We start from the raw sequence: 17,796 nt of genomic DNA on the forward strand, positions 1-17,796 counted from the left end.
TCGTTATTCAGGAATTTTCCGATCCATGGGCAAATCGCTGGTCATTGTGGAATCCCCGGCTAAGGCCAAGACCATCAACAAGTACCTGGGCAACCAGTACGTGGTGAAGTCGAGTATCGGCCATATCCGAGACCTGCCCACCAGCGGTTCCGCCAGCAAGGAGCCTGCTGCCAAGCGCGGCAAGGCTGCTGCCGGCGAGGCACCCGCGCTGTCGCCGAAAGAAAAGGCGCGCAAGCAACTGGTGGCGCGCATGGGCGTCGACCCGGACCACGGCTGGAAGGCCAAGTACGAGATCCTTCCGGGCAAGGAAAAGGTCATCGAGGAGTTGCGCCGCCTGGCCAAGGATGCCGACACCATCTATCTCGCAACCGACTTGGATCGCGAGGGGGAAGCCATTGCCTGGCACCTGCGCGAAGCCATTGGTGGGGATGACAGCCGCTACAAGCGCGTGGTGTTCAACGAAATCACCAAGAAGGCCATCCAGGAGGCCTTCTCCCAGCCGGGCGAGCTGGACATCGACCGTGTCAATGCACAGCAGGCGCGTCGCTTCCTCGACCGCGTGGTGGGCTACATGGTCTCGCCACTGCTGTGGCAGAAGATCGCCCGTGGCCTGTCGGCCGGCCGGGTGCAGTCGGTGGCCGTGAAGCTGGTGGTGGAGCGTGAGCGCGAGATTCGCGCATTCATCCCCGAAGAGTACTGGGAAGTGCACGCCGACCTGGGTACTGCCAAGGACGCCAAGGTGCGCTTCGAGGTGGCTCGCCAGAACGGCGAGGCCTTCAAGCCGCTCAACGAAGCCCAGGCGATGGCCGCGCTGGAGAAGCTCAAGGCTTCCAGCTACACCATTGCCAAGCGTGAAGACCGCCCGACCAGCAGCAAGCCCTCGGCGCCGTTCATCACCTCGACCCTGCAGCAGGCGGCGAGCAATCGCCTCGGCTTCGGCGTGAAGAAGACCATGATGATGGCCCAGCGCCTGTACGAAGCCGGCTACATCACCTACATGCGTACCGACTCGACCAACCTTTCGGTCGATGCGGTGGAAATGGCGCGCAGCTACATCGAAAGCGAGTTCGGCAAGAAGTACCTGCCAGAAGCGCCGATCGTCTACGGCAGCAAGGAAGGCGCACAGGAAGCGCACGAAGCGATCCGACCTTCGGACGTGGCCACGCACCCGACCAAGCTCAGCGGCATGGAGCGTGATGCCGAGCGTCTGTACGAGCTGATCTGGCGCCAGTTCCTGGCCTGCCAGATGCCGCCGGCGCAGTACCTGTCGACCACCGTCAGCGTCACGGCGGGCGAGTTCGAGTTGCGTGCCAAGGGCCGTATCCTCAAGTTCGACGGTTACACCCGTGTGTTGCCGCAGCAGAGCAAGCCGGGCGATGACGATGTACTGCCGGAAATGAACCAGGGCGAAGTGCTCAAGCTCATCAAGCTCGACCCGAGCCAGCACTTCACCAAGCCGCCGGCACGTTTCTCGGAAGCGAGCCTGGTCAAGGAAATGGAAAAACGCGGTATCGGTCGCCCATCCACCTACGCGGCGATCATCTCCACCATCCAGGACCGTGGCTATGTGACCCTGCACAACCGCCGCTTCTACTCCGAGAAGATGGGCGACATCGTGACCGAGCGTCTGTCCGAGAGCTTTTCCAACCTGATGGACTACGGCTTCACCGCCGGCATGGAAGAGAACCTCGACGATGTGGCCCAGGGCGAGCGCGACTGGAAAAACGTGCTGGACGAGTTCTATGGCGACTTCAGCAAGAAGCTGCAACTGGCTGAAGATGCCGAAAAGGGCATGCGTGCCAACCAGCCGACCCCGACCAACATTGCCTGCAAGGAATGCGGCAGGCACATGATGATCCGCACAGCCTCCACGGGTGTGTTCCTCGGTTGCTCGGGCTACAGCCTGCCGCCCAAAGAGCGTTGCAAGGCCACCGTGAACCTGGTGCCAGGTGACGAGATTGCCGCCGACGACGAGGGCGAGTCCGAGTCGCGCGTGCTGTTGGGCAAGCACCGCTGCCCGATCTGCGCCACGGCGATGGACGCCTACCTGCTCGACGAGAAACACAAGCTGCACATCTGCGGCAACAACCCCGATTGCACGGGTTACGAGATCGAGGAAGGCAGCTACCGCATCAAGGGCTACGAGGGTCCGAGCCTTGAGTGTGACAAGTGCGGCAGCGAGATGCAGCTCAAGACCGGTCGTTTCGGCAAGTTCTTCGGCTGTACCAACCCGGAGTGCAAGAACACCCGCAAGCTGCTCAAGAGCGGCGAGGCGGCGCCGCCGAAGATGGACGCGGTGAAGATGCCGGAGCTCAAGTGCGAGAAGGTCAACGACACCTATGTGTTGCGTGACGGGGCTTCGGGCCTGTTCCTGGCCGCCAGCCAGTTCCCGAAGAACCGCGAGACCCGCGCCCCCCTGGTGATGGAGATCGTGCCGCACAAGGACGAGATCGATCCGAAGTATCACTTCCTCTGTGAAGCGCCGAAGAAGGACCCGGACGGTCGCCCTACGGTGATCCGCTACAGCCGCAAGACCAAGGAGCAGTATGTGCAGACCGAGGTCGACGGCAAGCCGACCGGCTGGCGAGCGTTCTATGACGGTAAGGCGTGGAAGGTGGAAGACAAGCGCTAAGCGATAGAATCGGCTACAAGAGGCTGCATCTGGTGATCCTGGACGCAGCCTTTTTTTTAGTCATGTCAGCGAACGGTTGTGATGTTTGATCGGGACGTTTCTCCGCCAGGGCTGTACACCATCGAGCAGAGGCAAGCAGATGAGTCAGGAAATGTTGGAAGCAGGGCCGCAGTCGGCCAGAATCCTGTCGGTGTTCGATTTCGATGGCACGCTGACCCGCCGTGACAGCTTTGTACCTTTTTTGAGGTTCGCTTTCGGCAACGGCTTTTTTGCTCGCCGCATGCTGCGGATGATCTGGCCAAGCCTGCGCTATCTGGGGCGGCGGATCAGCCGCGATGAACTCAAGGCCCAGTTGATCCAGACGTTTCTTGCGGGTGTGAAAGAGCAATGGGTCGCGCAGAAGGCGGTGGCGTTCAAGTCGCAGGCGTGGGCCCGGCTCATGCGCCCGCAGGGCGTGATTTCGGTGAAACAGGAACTGGCCTCTGGTGCCGAGGTGACGATCTGTTCGGCATCGCCGGCGCTGGTGCTCAAGCCCTTTGCCGAACAGTTGGGCATCAAGCTGATCGGCACCGAGCTGGAGGTGATCGATGGCGTGCTGACCGGCAGGATCAGTGGAGACAACTGCCGCTGCGAAGCCAAGGTTCTGCGCCTGGAGGCGGTTTACGGGGTGCTGACGCAGTACCGCATGCGCGCCTGGGGCGACACGCGGGGCGACCATGAGCTGCTGGCCGCGGCTCAGGACGCACACTGGCGGCACTTTCATCCCGCGTGGCAGCGTGGCCGCCTGCGCATCGAAAAGATCTACGGCCCGGTCACCCCGGCCACGCCGAAAGACTCGGCTGCAACCACGGTTGGCGGTTTGCCGCGCAACGATGACCGCAAGGGCGGTTGAGCCTCACGCCTGCGGTGATTCAGCTTGCGTGCCTGCGATCCATCACAGAAACTGAGCCCCCGCCTCACACTCCCTCGGAGCGCGCCTCGATGGCCCAGGAACTCTATACCCGTACCAACCAGAAGATCTATTTCGCCGGTCTGGCCCTGGAGGCACTGGGCAAGGCGCAGGACAGTCGCGCCATGAACGCCCAGGCGCAGACCCAGGCCGAGCGGGAGTCTGCGCTGTTTCACCTGTATGGTGCGCTGTTGGGGCTGTGTCATGAGGTCGGTGGCTATTATCGCTTGCCCCAGGCCGGCGCGCTGCGTGCCGAGCAACTGCTGAGCCGTGAAGTACTGGCGACCATCGCCATTCCCGAGCTGGCTGAACTGGTCGAACTTGCCGAGCAGCCTGAAACCTGGCTGGCGCAACTGCTCAGGGCTTATGCCGATTTGTTCCGACCACCTGTCGCGAGCAAGGCGCCCAAAGGTGATGTGACCCAACCGTTGATTCAGGCGGTGAGCCTGGATGAACCCGAGGCGCCAGCGCTGTCGCGCGAAGAACTGGAGAGCTGGCGGCAGAATCTCAAACGCCTCGTGGTGCGTTTTCGCGAAGGTCTGAGTGAGTGCTGATCCTGCCAGTGGCTGGTACAATGCCGGCCTTTCCTGGAGAACAGTCTTTTATGCCCACGTCCTTTCTAGAAATTGTAGAGTTGCCTGACGGTCGCATCGAGTTGCGCCGCGCCGAGGACGAGGGGTCGTTGGTAACCCTGGATTTTTCGGAAGATGCCAAGGCGTTCCTGCAGGGCCAACACGTCGAGGTGGCCAAGGCCATGCTCAGCGTTGGTGTGCAGATGGCCGGCAAGTTGGTTGAAGGCGAGATCGAACAGGAACATGCAGGCCCACGGGTTCTGCACTGACCGTCAGTATCCGGCTTCCTCGTCCTGAGGAAGCCTGCTGCATACCCTTCGAGCGTTCAGCGAGTATCAGCCCAGGCGGATATTCAGGCTTTGTGCGTCACCCGCACGGGCAGCATTGGTCAGTTGCAGGCGGGCGCCGTTGCTGACCGGATTGAACCAGGTGACCACCGTATGGCTGCGCCCAAGGCGCAGGGCTTCACAGGCCAGTTGCAGCGCACTCTGGTTGCCGCGAGGCTGCAGCAGCAGTATGCGTTCGCGGTTGAGCCCTGCGTCCCTCAGCCAGGCCTGGGTAAGGCTACCGGGTGGGGCGATCAGGGTAAGCCAGCGGGCGTCATGCTCTTCACTCAGTTCGCTCAGGTCGCGTAGCACCGGTGCCAGCAGGCTTTGGCAGTGCTCCAGCGCGCCACGCAAGGACAGCTCGCTGAATGCCTGCGGCTTGTTACTTTGCCGGGCGGGCTGCCTGGTTTTGACCCGCGGCAGTACCGGCTGGGCCAGGAATGCTTCGAACAAGGGCAACTGTGCTTGCTGTGGTACGTGGGGGAACTGCATGACGCCTCCTTATTAGCGGCGGATAACGCCGACGCTCAAGCCCTCGATGACCAGGTCCTGCTCTTTCAGGTTGACTTCGATAGGGGCGAATTCGGGGTTCTCGGCGATCAGCCAGACCTTGTTGCCTTCCCGTTTGAAGCGCTTGACCGTGACTTCGTCACCCAGGCGGGCTACGACGATCTGACCATTGCGCGCTTCGCGGCAGGTGTGTACGGCCAGCAGGTCGCCGTCGACGATGCCGACGTCCTTCATGCTCATGCCGTGCACGCGCAGCAGGTAGTCGGCGCGGGGGTGGAAGAAGGCCGGGTTGATGGCGCAGGATTCCTCGATGTGCTGCTGGGCGAGGATAGGGGCACCCGCGGCCACGCGGCCAATGATGGGCAGGGCGTTTTCATCGGGCTTGCTCTCGAGCCCCGGAATGCGGATGCCGCGCGAGGCACCAGGGGTCATCTCGATTGCACCCTTGCGGGCCAGTGCCTTCAGATGCTCTTCGGCGGCGTTGGGGGATTTGAACCCCAGTTCCTGGGCGATTTCCGCGCGGGTGGGCGGGAAGCCGTTGTCTTCGAGGCAGCGCTTGATGAAAGCCAGAATCTCAGCTTGGCGTGGCGTCAGTTTTAGCATGTCGATCGCTCTGTCTTTTTATACAGTGACTGGGATTATATACAGTGATAGCGGCAAGCTACAAGCGGCAAGCTCCAAGCGTGCCCGCAGTTGCCTGCCGCTTCCGGCTTGTGGCTTGTCGCTGCCTTCAATACCATGACCGGCCGGGCACAAAACGCCCGTGCGTACTTGACAGAACCCTGCCTTGAAACGTATGTTTCAAACAAGTGTTTGTCTCGCGGAGTAGTCATGGCCCAGTCGGAAACCGTTGAACGCATTCTCGATGCTGCCGAGCAGCTGTTCGCGGAAAAAGGTTTTGCCGAAACCTCATTGCGGCTGATCACCAGCAAGGCCGGCGTCAACCTGGCGGCGGTGAACTACCATTTCGGTTCGAAGAAGGCGCTGATTCAGGCGGTCTTCTCGCGTTTTCTAGGGCCGTTCTGCCAGAGCCTGGAGCGTGAGCTCGAGCGGCGCCAGGCGCGCCCCGAGCACAAGCCCAGCCTTGAAGAACTGCTGGAGATGCTGGTCGAGCAGGCGCTGGTGGTGCAGCCGCGCAGCGGCAATGACCTGTCGATCTTCATGCGCCTGCTGGGCCTGGCCTTCAGCCAGAGCCAGGGCCACTTGCGTCGTTACCTCGAAGACATGTACGGCAAGGTGTTCCGCCGCTACATGCTGCTGGTCAACGAGGCCGCGCCGCAGATTCCTCCCCTTGAACTGTTCTGGCGCGTGCATTTCATGCTCGGCGCTGCAGCGTTCAGCATGTCGGGCATCAAGGCCCTGCGCGCGATTGCCGAGACCGATTTCGGGGTCAATACCTCGATCGAGCAGGTCATGCGCCTGATGGTGCCGTTCCTGGCCGCCGGCATGCGTGCCGACAGCGGGGTCACGGACGAGGCGATGGCGGCGGCGCAGTTGCGTCCGCGCAGCAAGACCAGCCACGCCCCGGTGCCGGCAAAGGCCTGATTCCCCGGCTGGGCGGCACAGCCGGCTTCGGCTAAGCTAGCGCCCATGCCTATTCTCGATTTGCTGCACATTTCCATCGCCGACCAGTGCCTTTATGGGTTCGCCCAGGGGCGACTGGCGGTGCGTCTTGCGGTGTCCACCGCACTCAATGGCCCGGGCGAGCACAACGGCTCCGGTTGTACACCGCGCGGGCTGCATCAGGTGCGTGCGAAGATCGGCGCGGGCTTGCCCCAGGGCGCGGTGCTGCGCGGGCGTCGCTGGACCGGCGAGGTCTGGACGCCCGACCTGCACGCGCAGTTCCCTGGGCGCGACTGGATCCTCTCGCGCATTCTCTGGCTCAGCGGTCGCGAGCCGGGGCGCAACCGCCTCGGGCCGGTGGATACGTTCCGCCGCTATATCTACCTGCACGGCACGCCCGACAGCGAACCCATGGGTGTGCCGTTGTCCCACGGCTGCATACGCCTGCGCAACGCCGACCTGGTAGCGCTGTTCGACCGGGTGCCTGTGCATTGCCCGGTACAGATCGAAGAAGCCGCCTGCCCCCAGTGGGCGAGCGCGCCCCTCAACTGAAGGATCATTTATGAGTACCTGCCTGCAAGGCTCCCTGATGGTCGACGTGGCCGGCACCTGGCTGACTGCCGAAGACCGCCACCTGCTGCGTCAGCCCGAAGTGGCCGGCCTGATCATCTTTGCCCGCAACATCGAATGCCCGCGCCAGGTGCGCGAACTGAGTGCGTCGATCCGTGCCGTGCGCCCGGACCTGATCCTGGCCGTGGACCAGGAGGGTGGTCGCGTACAGCGCCTGCGCCAGGGCTTCGTGCGCTTGCCCGCGATGCGTGCGATTGCCGACAACCCCAATGCCGAGCGCCTGGCCGAACACTGCGGCTGGCTGATGGCAACCGAAGTGCTGGCGGTAGGGCTCGACTTGAGCTTTGCCCCGGTGCTGGACCTTGACCACCAGCGCAGCGCGGTGGTTGGCAGTCGCGCCTTCGAGGGTGACCCGCAGCGCGCCACCTTGCTTGCCGGTGCCTTCATTCGCGGCATGAACGCGGCGGGCATGGCGGCCTGCGGCAAGCACTTCCCGGGGCATGGCTGGGCCGAGGCGGATTCGCATGTGGCGATACCCACCGACGAGCGCAGCCTGGAGCAGATCCGCGCAGCCGACCTGGTGCCGTTCACGCGCCTGAGCGGGCAGCTGGCGGCGGTGATGCCCGCGCACGTGATCTATCCACAGGTCGATAACCAGCCGGCCGGCTTCTCGCGGCGCTGGCTGCAGGAGATTCTGCGTGGCGAGCTGGGCTTTGACGGGGTGATCTTCAGCGATGACCTGTCGATGGCCGGTGCGCATGTGGTGGGGGACGCCGCCAGCCGTATCGAGGCGGCGCTGAGTGCCGGTTGCGACATGGGCCTGGTGTGCAATGATCGGGCGGCTGCCGAGCTTGCGTTGTCCGCGGCGCAGCGGTTGAGGGTGAGGCCGTCGCCGCGGATCGCGCAGATGCGCGGGCAGGGTTTTGCGCGTACCGATTACCGCCAGCAGCCCCGCTGGCTGGAGGCGCTTGGCGCGCTGAAGGATGCACAACTGATCGACTGAGGTCCTGCGCCGGCAAGGCTGGCTCCTGCAGGTGCTGCGATACCTGTAGGAGCCGGCCTTGCCGGCGAAAGGCTCAACTAATTTTCGCGGCCTGCCGCTTCCCGGGCAACGGCGCAAACAGCGCATCAATGTCTTCATCCGCCAGCTTCCAGTCCCCCGCCTGACGCCCCTCCAGCAAGCCTGCAGCCAGCGCTGCCTTCTCCTGTTGCAACTTCTGGATCTTCTCTTCCACCGTGCCCCGTGTAATCAGCTTGTAGACGAACACCGGCTTGTCCTGGCCGATGCGGTAGGCGCGGTCGGTGGCCTGGTTTTCGGTGGCCGGGTTCCACCACGGGTCATAGTGGATCACCGTGTCGGCCGCGGTGAGGTTGAGGCCGGTGCCGCCCGCTTTGAGGCTGATCAGAAACAGTGGCGTCTGCAGGCTCTGGAACTGCTGCACCGGGGTGCGCCGGTCGCGGGTTTCACCGGTCAGCAGGCTGTAGCGGACGCCACGCTTGTGCAGCTCCTGCTCGATCAGTTCGAGCATCGAGGTGAACTGCGAGAACAGCAGGATGCGTCGCCCTTCGCTGAGCAGTTCGTCGAGCATCTGCATCAGGCTGCCCAGCTTGCCCTTGTCCGAATGGGTGGTTCTTGGCGCAATGCTTTTGACCAGGCGCAGATCGCAGCACACCTGACGCAGCTTGAGCAACGCATCCAGAATCACGATCTGGCTGCGTGCCGCGCCGTTGCGGGTGATTTCCTCGCGGACCTTCCTGTCCATCGCCACCCGCACCGTTTCGTAGGTGTCGCGCTGCGCGTCGCTCAGCTCCACCCAATGCACGATCTCGGTCTTGGCCGGCAGTTCGCGGGCCACCTGTTCCTTGGTGCGGCGCAGCAGGAATGGCTTGATGCGCGCGGCAAGATGCGCCATGCGCTCGACGTCGCCATGGCGTTCGACAGGGGTGCGGTAATCGCGGCTGAAGGCCTTGCTGTCGCCCAGCCAGCCGGGTAGCAGGAAGTGGAAGATCGACCACAGTTCGCCCAGGTTGTTTTCCATCGGTGTGCCGGTCAGGCACAGGCGCTGGTTGGCCTGGATCTCGCGCGCCGCTTCGGCGGCCTTGCTGTTGGCGTTCTTGATGTTCTGCGCTTCATCCAGAATCAGCAGGTGCCAGGGCTGCGCGGTGAAGTGAGCCAGGTCGCGGGGCAGCAGGGCGTAGGTGGTCAGTACCAGGTCGTACTGGTCAAGGTCGGCGAAGTGTCGGGTGCGGCCGGGGCCATGCAGGGCCAGCACGCGCAGCTGCGGGGTGAAGTGCTGCGCTTCGTCGAGCCAGTTGGGGATCAGGCTGGTCGGCATCACGGCCAGGGCAGGGCCCTGCAGGCGCCCCGCGTTCTTTTCGGTGAGCAGGTGCGCCAGGGTCTGCAGGGTCTTGCCCAGGCCCATGTCGTCGCCCAGGATCCCGCCGACCTCCAGTTCGCGCAGGGTCTGCAACCAGTTCAGGCCTTCGAGCTGGTAGGGTCGCAGCGTGGCGTTCAGGCCCTCGGGGGCGGCGATGTCGGTACGCCTGGACTCGCGCAGGCGGCGGGCAAAGTCGCGTACCCGGTCGCCGCCGCGCCAGGTCAGCGCCATGTCGTCGATGCTGCTCAGGCGCGCGGCATCCGGCGCTGCCAGGCGCAGCGAAGGCCCGCTGTCATTGCCCAGGTACAGCTCGCCCAGGGTGGCCATCAGCGGCTTGATGCGTGCGTAGGGCAAGGCCACGCGCAGCGCCGGGCTGTCATGGCGGGCGCGGTTCAGGTCGATCAGAAGGTGCTCGTCGTCGCTGCGCCGGGCCAGTTCGCTGGGGCGCAGCAGTTCGGGGTTGCTGCGCAGCAGGTGCAGCACGATCGGCAGCAGGCTGTGGCGCTGGCCGTTGACCACGATGCCCAGCTCCAGGTCGAACCATTCGCGCCCCGGCGCTTCCTCGACATCGGCGTACCAGTCGTCGATGTCATGCAGGTTGAAGGCGAAGTCGGGCCTCACTTCCACCTCCCAGCCGGCTGCACGCAGGGTATCGATGCCGGTGCGGGCGAACTGCAGCCAGGCCTGGTCGTCGGCCATCTGCAGCATTTCGCCGGCGCTGTCGGGCAATGCCTTGCTCTGGCGCGTGGCAACGCTGAAGCCCATTTTCTTCAAGGTCTGGCGCAGCGCCTTTTCGGCGTCTGGCTGACGCTGGATACGCTGGCGGACGTTGCCGTCGATACGGATGACTTCGCTGCTGCTCTTGTCGCTGGTGCGCTGCCCGTCATAGGTGAACGCCAGTGCCGCACGGTGTTGCAACTGGCGCTGCATCTTGCCGGTCTTGGGCATGTAGGCGGTGAATTCGTAGCTGCCCAGGGTGAGGTGCGCAACAGCCGGTACATTTTCGATGACCTGGTTCTGGTAGGTCGCCGTGGCTGGAGGCGGCGGAAAGTCGTTGGCCGTCAGCCGCTCCGTCAGGGTGTACAGCGCCGCTGCGCAATGCTTGCAGTTCTGGCGGACAGGGCAGCTGCAGGTGGCGATCAGGAGGGGGTGAACGTCGCCTTCGATCAGCAGGGTCTGCCGGTAGAGGTTGCCGCCGGACCCGTGGCACAGGGTGGTCGCGCCCTTGTCGTCAACCGAAACGAGCCTGACGCGCTTGTTGTCTGCATAGTCAAGCCCTCGGGTGAGGGTCTTGGGGCCGAATTGTTCGCGCCAGAGCTTGCTCTTGAGCGCGCGCTGCAGTGTGGTCGACATGGCTCTACTGTTCCATCATCTCCGCTTCAGCAGGAGAGGTGGTGCGTGTGCCGGCGGCGATCACTTTGAACAGGACCGCCAGGTGTCCGCCATCGAGGAAGGTCAGTTCGTTGTTCTTCACCGTGCTGTTGACCTGCCTGAGCTGTTCGCTCTGGATCACGCTGCCATTGCCATCGAGCTGGTTGACCCAGAAGTTGGCCTGCACTTCGATGAAACGGCCCTGCCTGAGGCTGACATTGCCTTCGACCGGGAAGTGGCCGAACTGCTCCTGGCCCTCGCTGATGGCAACCCGCGACGGTTCGCTGCCTACCTGCTGCTGCCAGGCCTTGTGCAGCAGCACGGTGTAGTTGCTGTCGGCGGCCAGCTTTTCGGCCTGTGCGGTCAGCACCGGCTTGCGCACGTCGTAGTCGCTGGGGGCCTTGGCGCCCTGGCGCCAGTCTTCCGGGGCGAACTGGCTGGTGATCGCGGGCACCGCATTCTGGCGCAGCAGGAACATCTCGACCTGGTACTGGCTGTCGGCAAAGGCGGCCGGCGCAATCAGCGCCAGCAGCAGGGTCAAGCTACGAATTGCACGCATGGATCATCCTTCAAGCAGGTTTCGGGGCGAGTCGTTCGAACAGCGCCTCCACTGTAGTAAAGCGTTCATCGGCGCGTTCCATGGGCACCATGAACTTGAACATCGTCGCGCCTTCGAACTTGTAGCGCTTGGGCTGGCCCTGGATCAGCTTGATCAGCACCAGCGGGTCGACCGGGGTCTCGGCCTCGAATTCCACCCGTCCGCCTTGCGGGCCGGCGTCGACCTTCTTGATGCCCAGCTTCTCGGCCTGCAGCTTGAGCAGGGTCAGGCGCACCAGGTTCTTGGTCGGCTCGGGCAGCAGCCCGAAACGGTCGATCATCTCCACCTGCAGATCCTTCAGGCCATCTTCGTCCACCGCCGAGGCGATGCGCTTGTACAGGATCAGGCGCGCATGCACGTCGGGCAGGTAGTCCTCGGGGATCAGTGCCGGTACGCGCAGGTTGATCTCCGGGCCGCCGCCCAGGGGCTGGTCGAGGTTGGGCTGGGTGCCCTTGCGAATCGCCTTGACGGCGCGTTCGAGCATTTCCATGTAGAGGGTGAAGCCCACCGCCTGGATCTGCCCGCTCTGGCCTTCGCCCAGCAGTTCGCCGGCGCCGCGGATCTCCAGGTCGTTGGTGGCCAGCACGAAGCCTGCGCCCAGGTCCTGGGTATTGGCGATGGCCTCCAGGCGCTTTTCGGCGTCGGGGGTGATCTGCTGGCGTGGGGGCGTCAGCAGGTAGGCATAGGCCTGGTGGTGGCTGCGCCCCACACGGCCGCGCAACTGGTGCAACTGGGCCAGGCCGAACTTGTCGGCACGCTCGATGATGATGGTGTTGGCGCTGGGCACGTCGATGCCGGTCTCGATGATGGTCGAGGCGATCAGCACGTTGAAGCGCTTGTGGTAGAAGTCGCTCATCACCTGTTCGAGTTCGCGTTCGCGCATCTGCCCGTGGCCGATACCGATGCGCGCCTCGGGTACCAGTTCGGCGAGGTCGGCGGCGCACTTCTCGATGCTCTTCACGTCGTTGTGCAGGTAGTACACCTGGCCGCCACGCAGCAGTTCGCGCAGCAGCGCCTCCTTGATGGTGCTCTTGTTCTGCTCCATCACGAAGGTGCGCACCGACAGCCGGCGTGCCGGCGGGGTGGCGATGATCGACAGGTCGCGCATGCCCGCCACCGCCATGTTCAGCGTGCGCGGGATCGGCGTGGCGGTCAGGGTCAGGATGTCGACTTCGCTGCGCAGCGCCTTGAGCTGCTCTTTCTGGCGCACGCCGAACCGGTGTTCCTCGTCGATGATGACCAGGCCCAGGTCCTTGAACTTGACGTCGTCCTGCAGCAGCTTGTGGGTGCCGATGACGATGTCGATCTTGCCTTCGGCGAGGTCCGCCACGGCGGCACCGACTTCCTTGGCCGACTTGAAGCGGCTCATCACTTCGACGGTTACCGGCCAGTCGGCAAAGCGGTCGCGGAAACTGTTGTAGTGCTGCTGGGCGAGCAGGGTGGTGGGCACCAGGATCGCGACCTGGCGCCCGCCGTGCACGGCGATGAAGGCGGCACGCATGGCCACTTCGGTCTTGCCGAAGCCGACATCGCCGCACACCAAGCGGTCCATCGGCTTGGCGGCGAGCATGTCCTCGCGTACCGCTTCGATGGCCGACTGCTGGTCCGGGGTTTCCTCGAACGGGAAGCCGGCACTGAAGGTGGCGTAGTCCACCGACGGGTCGGCAAACGCATAGCCCTTGCGCGCGGCGCGCCGGGCATAGATGTCGAGCAGCTCGGCAGCCACGTCGCGCACTTGTTCGGCTGCCTTGCGCTTGGCCTTCTGCCAGGTCTCGGAGCCCAGACGGTGCAGCGGTGCCAGCGCATCGTCGCTGCCGGTGTAGCGCGCGATCAGGTGCAGGTTGGCCACCGGCACGTACAGCTTGGCGCCTTCGGCGTATTCAAGGGTGAGAAACTCGGCGGCCTGGCCGTCGATCTCCAGTGTCGCCAGGCCCAGGTAGCGGCCCACGCCATGGTCGATATGCACCACCGGGGCGCCTTCGCGCAGCTCGGTAAGGTTCTTGATCACCGCGTCGTTGTTGACGTCGCTGCGCTTCTCGCGCCGCCGCCGCTGCATCACGCGCTGGCCGAACAGCGGGCTCTCGGCAACCAGTGCCAGGGCCGGATCGTCCAGCAGCAGGCCGTCGTCCAGTGGTGCGATGGTGATTGCCAGGCGCTGCTTGCTGGCGACGAACTCGTGCCAGCCATCGACGGTTTGCGGGCGCAGTTTCAGGCGTTCGAGCAGTTCCAGCAGCACTTCGCGGCGCCCGGCCGATTCGGCGGTGAACAGCACGCGGCCGGGGAATTGCTCGAGAAACCCCGACAGCGCCGCCAGGGGCTGGTTGGCCTTGGCTTCGATGGCGAGGTTGGGCAGCGTCTGCGCGGCAAAGCGCTCGCGGCCGGGGCCGGCGTCGATGTCGTCCTGGCTGACCACCACCCGTGGCCAGCCCTTGAGCCGGGCGAAGCAGTCTTCCACCGGCATGAACAGCTCGGCAGGCGGCAGCAGAGGGCGGTTAGGGTCGATGCGCCGCTCTTCATAGCGGTTGCGTACATCGCTCCAGAAGTGCTCGGCGGCCTGTTCCACGCCGGGCAGGGAGAACACCTGGGTGTTTTCCGGCAAGTAGTCGAACAGGGTCGAGGTTTCCTCGAAAAACAGCGGCAGGTAGTACTCGATGCCGGCCGGCACGATACCGCTGCTCAGGTCCTGGAAGATCGGGCTGCGGCGAAAATCCACGTCGAAGCGTTCGCGAAAGCGCGCTTTGAAGCGGGTGACTTCGTCTTTTTGCAGCGGGAACTCGCGGGCCGGCAGCAGGCGTACCGAGTCGACCTTGTCGATCGAGCGCTGGCTCTCCGGGTCGAAGGTGCGCAGGGTCTCGATCTCGTCATCGAACAGGTCGATGCGGTACGGCAGCTTGCTGCCCATCGGGAACAGGTCGATCAGGGCACCGCGCACGGCGAACTCGCCATGCTCGTACACGGTGTCGACGCAGCGGTAGCCGCTGGCCTCCAGGCGCGTGCGCATCTGTTCCACATCCAGCTTCTGGCCGATATCCAGCACCAGGCTGCTGCCCAGCAGAAAGCGCGTGGGCGCCAGGCGGTGCAGTGCGGTGGTGATCGGCACCACGAGGATGCCGTGGTCCAGCTCCGGCAACCGGTACAGGCTGGCGATCCGCTGCGAAATGATGTCCTGGTGCGGCGAGAACAGGTCGTAGGGCAGGGTTTCCCAGTCGGGGAACGGCAGCACGGCCAGTTCCGGGGCGAAGAAACGCAGCTCCTGCTCCAGCCGGTCGGCGCTCTGGCTGTCGGCGGTCAGCAGCAGGGTGAAGCGCTTCGCGGCGCTGGCGGCCTCGGCGATGGCCAGGCTCAGGGCGGCACCGGGCAGGTTGCCCCAGGTGTGTTTGCCGGCGCTGGCCGGCAGGTGAGGTAGACGCAGAACAGGCACGGGAGGTCGAGCTCCAAGCGTTGCGACAAAACGCCGATTGTACCGGGCGCGGGGCATTGCTGTCAGGTTTCAGCCGCCTGAATGTGGGGCCCGGATCATGCCGTGCGGCGCCGGCGACAGGCGCTCATTGCTCGAAGCGACGCGGGGCGTCATAATGTAGCCCCTTTTTTCTGTCCCTACATGTGGAAGGTTCCCGTGACTCAGAAGCCCGACCAGTGTCTTGGTGAGTGGATCGATCGTGAAGCGCTTGCAGAAGCGATGATCCCGCTTATCGGTCAGCTCTACCGCAATAACAATGTGGTGAGCTCGATCTATGGCCGTAGCCTGATCAACCGTTCGGTGATCGCGATCCTCAAAGCCCACCGCTTTGCCCGTCATCGCCAGACCGACGAAACCGAACTGTCTGTCCACGAGACATTCCCGCTGCTCAAGGCCATGAGCGAGCTCAAGCTGGGCGCCGCTTCGGTCGACCTGGGCAAGCTGGCCAACAAGTTCAAGCAAGAAGGCAACGGCCGCAGCGCCGAGCAGTTCGTGCGTGAAGAAATGGCCGACGTGGTTGGCCAGCAGAACGCCTCCGCACGCAAGGGCACCGACGTGGTCCTGTACGGCTTCGGTCGTATCGGCCGTCTGCTGGCGCGTATCCTGATCGAGAAGACCGGTGGTGGCGACGGCCTGCGCCTGCGTGCCATCGTGGTACGCAAGGGCGCCGAGAACGACCTGATCAAGCGTGCCAGCCTGCTGCGTCGCGACTCGGTGCACGGTCCGTTCGATGGCACCATCACCATCGACGAAGAAAACAACACCATCACCGCCAACGGCAACCTGATCCAGGTTATCTACGCGAAGAACCCGAGCGAAGTCGACTATACCCAGTACGGTATCGAGAACGCCCTGGTGGTCGACAACACCGGCGTCTGGCGCGATGCCGACGGCCTGGGCCAGCACCTGGCCTGCCCGGGTGCCGCACGCGTTATCCTCACCGCACCGGGCAAGGGCGCGCTGAAGAACATCGTGCACGGCATCAACCACGCCGACATCAGCCCTGACGACAAGATCATCTCGGCGGCTTCCTGCACCACCAACGCCATCGTGCCGGTGCTCAAGGCAGTCAACGACAAGTTCGGCATCGTCAACGGTCACGTCGAAACCGTTCATTCGTACACCAACGACCAGAACCTGATCGACAACTTCCACAAGGGCAGCCGCCGTGGTCGTTCCGCTGCGCTGAACATGGTCATCACCGAGACCGGCGCCGCCACTGCCGCCGCCAAGGCGCTGCCAGTGCTCAAGGGCAAGCTGACCGGTAACGCGATCCGCGTTCCGACGCCGAACGTCTCGATGGCGATCCTGAACCTGAACCTGGAAAAGGCCACCAGCCGCGACGAGATCAACGAGTACCTGCGCCAGATGGCCATGCACTCGGACCTGCACAAGCAGATCGACTTCGTCAGCTCGCAGGAAGTGGTTTCCAGCGACTTCGTCGGCTCGCGTCACGCCGGTGTGGTCGATGCCGAGGCCACCATCTGCAACGACAACCGCGTTGTACTGTACGTTTGGTACGACAACGAGTTCGGTTACAGCTGCCAGGTAGTGCGCGTGATGGAAGACATGGCCGGGGTCAACCCGCCAGCGTTCCCACGCTAAGCATTACGTTGCGTTGAAAGAACGGGAGCCTGCGGGTTCCCGTTTTTTTTGGCTTCAGAAAAGGAGGCGTCGTGTGAAAAAGGGATGGGCTGCGCTGCCTGCCCTGGTGGCATTGCTGGTCGGTTGCGAGCACAGGGATTCGATCGAGCGCATCAGTGGCCCGACCATGGGCAGCAGCTACACCGTGCAGTACGTGCGCAAGGCCGGCGGCCCGACGCCTGGGCAGGTGCAGCAGGAGGTCGAGGCGATCCTGCAGGGCATCGACCAGCGCTTCTCCACCTACCGCAGCGATTCACTGGTGGGGCAGTTCAACCAGCTGCCCGCCCACCGCTGCCAGGCGATGCCGGCCGACGTGCTGCAGCTTGTGCGGGTAGGTGAGCAGCTCTCGCGCCAGAGTGACGGGGCCTTCGATCTCACGGTGGAGCCGCTGCTCGACCTGTGGGGCTTCGGGCCCCAGGCGCGTGAAGAGAAGGTGCCCGATGCCCGGCGGCTGGCGCAGGTGCGCGAGCGGGTGGGGTATACCCACTTGCGTATCGAAGGCCAGCAACTGTGCAAGGACGCTGGCGTCGAGGTCGACTTCAACAGCATCGCCGCCGGGCATGCGGTCGACCTGATCGTGGCACGGATGCAAGCTCTGGGGGTCGAAAGCTTTCTGGTGGAAGCTACCGGTGAGCTCAAGGCAATGGGGCGCAAACCCGATGGCAGTGCCTGGCGCATTGCACTCGAACTGCCGCGCGACGATCTGCAGATAGCCCAACAGGTGTTGCCGCTGGAGGGGTACGGGGTGTCCACGTCGGGTGACTACCGCAATTATTTCGAGGAGAATGGCCAGCGTTATTCGCATACCTTCGATGCGCGCCTGGGCACCCCGGTTGCCCATGCGTTGGCGGCGGTGACGGTGCTGGCGCCCACTGCGCTGATGGCTGACGGGTACTCGACCCTGTTGCTGATCCTGGGCCCGGAGCAGGGTTGGCGCTTCGCGGTCGAGCATCGGATTGCGGCAGTGTTCGTGAATCGGGTCGAGGGTGGGTTCGTTTCCCGGGCCACGCCAGCATTCAACAGCATTGCGGGGAAATGAAAGGCTTCGCCAGCAAGGCGGCCTACATGTAGTGCAGAGAAAAATAGCCTACGACGCGACCAAGGGTTAATGTGCGCGGCGTTCAAGCTTGATTAGACTGCACCCGAATTTTTGCATGGCGCCGATGGCGGCATGATGTAGCCCCGGAGGTCAATCTGGCGTCCGGGCCTGTTCTGAAGGAGTA

General features: G+C 64.0%; 14 protein-coding genes. 9 read left to right on the forward strand and 5 right to left on the reverse strand.

Translation table 11 applies throughout. The annotated features are described in order from the left end of the window. The first annotated feature begins 25 nt into the window (after positions 1 to 25). The 4 genes from topA (at position 26) to B4I46_RS00480 (ending at position 4,422) form a co-directional block, all read left to right on the forward strand. Positions 26 to 2,632 (forward strand): type I DNA topoisomerase, encoded by a 2,607-nt coding sequence (gene topA, locus B4I46_RS00465; protein WP_043864567.1) that lies wholly within the window; start codon positions 26 to 28, stop codon positions 2,630 to 2,632. Between the two features lie 139 nt (positions 2,633 to 2,771). Continuing rightward, positions 2,772 to 3,524 (forward strand): HAD-IB family hydrolase, encoded by a 753-nt coding sequence (locus B4I46_RS00470; RefSeq protein ID WP_210014681.1) that lies wholly within the window; start codon positions 2,772 to 2,774, stop codon positions 3,522 to 3,524. 89 nt (positions 3,525 to 3,613) lie between these two features. Continuing rightward, positions 3,614 to 4,135 (forward strand): DUF6586 family protein, encoded by a 522-nt coding sequence (locus B4I46_RS00475; protein WP_123752343.1) that lies wholly within the window; start codon positions 3,614 to 3,616, stop codon positions 4,133 to 4,135. A 50-nt stretch (positions 4,136 to 4,185) separates the two neighbouring features. Then, entirely contained in the window at positions 4,186 to 4,422 is a 237-nt protein-coding gene (locus tag B4I46_RS00480; protein WP_043864565.1) for a hypothetical protein, read from the forward strand. Between the two features lie 66 nt (positions 4,423 to 4,488). On the opposite strand, the gene sulA is transcribed toward B4I46_RS00480, so the two are convergent. Both sulA and lexA read right to left on the reverse strand, forming a co-directional pair. Next, positions 4,489 to 4,971 (reverse strand): SOS-induced cell division inhibitor SulA, encoded by a 483-nt coding sequence (gene sulA / locus B4I46_RS00485; RefSeq protein WP_286898003.1) that lies wholly within the window; start codon positions 4,969 to 4,971, stop codon positions 4,489 to 4,491. A 12-nt stretch (positions 4,972 to 4,983) separates the two neighbouring features. Beyond that, positions 4,984 to 5,592 (reverse strand): transcriptional repressor LexA, encoded by a 609-nt coding sequence (gene lexA, locus B4I46_RS00490; protein ID WP_043864563.1) that lies wholly within the window; start codon positions 5,590 to 5,592, stop codon positions 4,984 to 4,986. Between the two features lie 228 nt (positions 5,593 to 5,820). Here lexA and B4I46_RS00495 point away from each other — a divergent pair, with 228 nt between their 5' ends. From B4I46_RS00495 to nagZ, 3 genes are read left to right on the forward strand one after another with little or no spacing between them, the layout of a single operon-like run. Further along, entirely contained in the window at positions 5,821 to 6,534 is a 714-nt protein-coding gene (locus B4I46_RS00495; protein ID WP_043864562.1) for a TetR/AcrR family transcriptional regulator, read from the forward strand. A 45-nt stretch (positions 6,535 to 6,579) separates the two neighbouring features. Next, positions 6,580 to 7,104: a L,D-transpeptidase gene (locus B4I46_RS00500; protein ID WP_177333000.1), complete on the forward strand. Its 525-nt coding sequence runs from the start codon at positions 6,580 to 6,582 to the stop codon at positions 7,102 to 7,104. Positions 7,105 to 7,126: 22 nt separating this feature from the next. Beyond that, entirely contained in the window at positions 7,127 to 8,125 is a 999-nt protein-coding gene (nagZ, locus tag B4I46_RS00505) for a beta-N-acetylhexosaminidase (RefSeq protein WP_173925092.1), read from the forward strand. 73 nt (positions 8,126 to 8,198) lie between these two features. Here nagZ and B4I46_RS00510 read toward each other — a convergent pair whose 3' ends face one another. The 3 genes from B4I46_RS00510 to mfd are packed head-to-tail and all read right to left on the reverse strand — an operon-like array spanning position 8,199 to position 14,890. Beyond that, on the reverse strand, positions 8,199 to 10,853 hold the full coding sequence (locus tag B4I46_RS00510; protein ID WP_058541330.1) for a DEAD/DEAH box helicase: 2,655 nt from the start codon (positions 10,851 to 10,853) through the stop codon (positions 8,199 to 8,201). Positions 10,854 to 10,857: 4 nt separating this feature from the next. Then, entirely contained in the window at positions 10,858 to 11,430 is a 573-nt protein-coding gene (locus tag B4I46_RS00515) for a CsiV family protein (RefSeq protein ID WP_043864559.1), read from the reverse strand. A gap of 10 nt (positions 11,431 to 11,440) precedes the next feature. Continuing rightward, a complete protein-coding gene (gene mfd, locus B4I46_RS00520) occupies positions 11,441 to 14,890 on the reverse strand; it encodes a transcription-repair coupling factor (RefSeq protein WP_043864558.1) in 3,450 nt (1,149 codons plus the stop codon). 180 nt (positions 14,891 to 15,070) lie between these two features. Here mfd and B4I46_RS00525 point away from each other — a divergent pair, with 180 nt between their 5' ends. Further along, positions 15,071 to 16,534, forward strand: coding sequence for a glyceraldehyde-3-phosphate dehydrogenase (locus B4I46_RS00525; RefSeq protein ID WP_043864557.1), 1,464 nt, complete (start codon positions 15,071 to 15,073; stop codon positions 16,532 to 16,534). Between the two features lie 166 nt (positions 16,535 to 16,700). Continuing rightward, positions 16,701 to 17,612 carry an FAD:protein FMN transferase gene (locus B4I46_RS00530; protein ID WP_080922958.1) on the forward strand — a complete coding sequence of 304 codons (912 nt, stop codon included), beginning with the start codon at positions 16,701 to 16,703 and terminating at the stop codon, positions 17,610 to 17,612. The last annotated feature ends 184 nt before the right edge of the window (positions 17,613 to 17,796 follow it).

The sequence above is a fragment of the Pseudomonas sp. UBA7500 genome (genome assembly GCF_002478435.1).
GTDB classification, from domain to species: domain Bacteria; phylum Pseudomonadota; class Gammaproteobacteria; order Pseudomonadales; family Pseudomonadaceae; genus Aquipseudomonas; species Aquipseudomonas palmensis.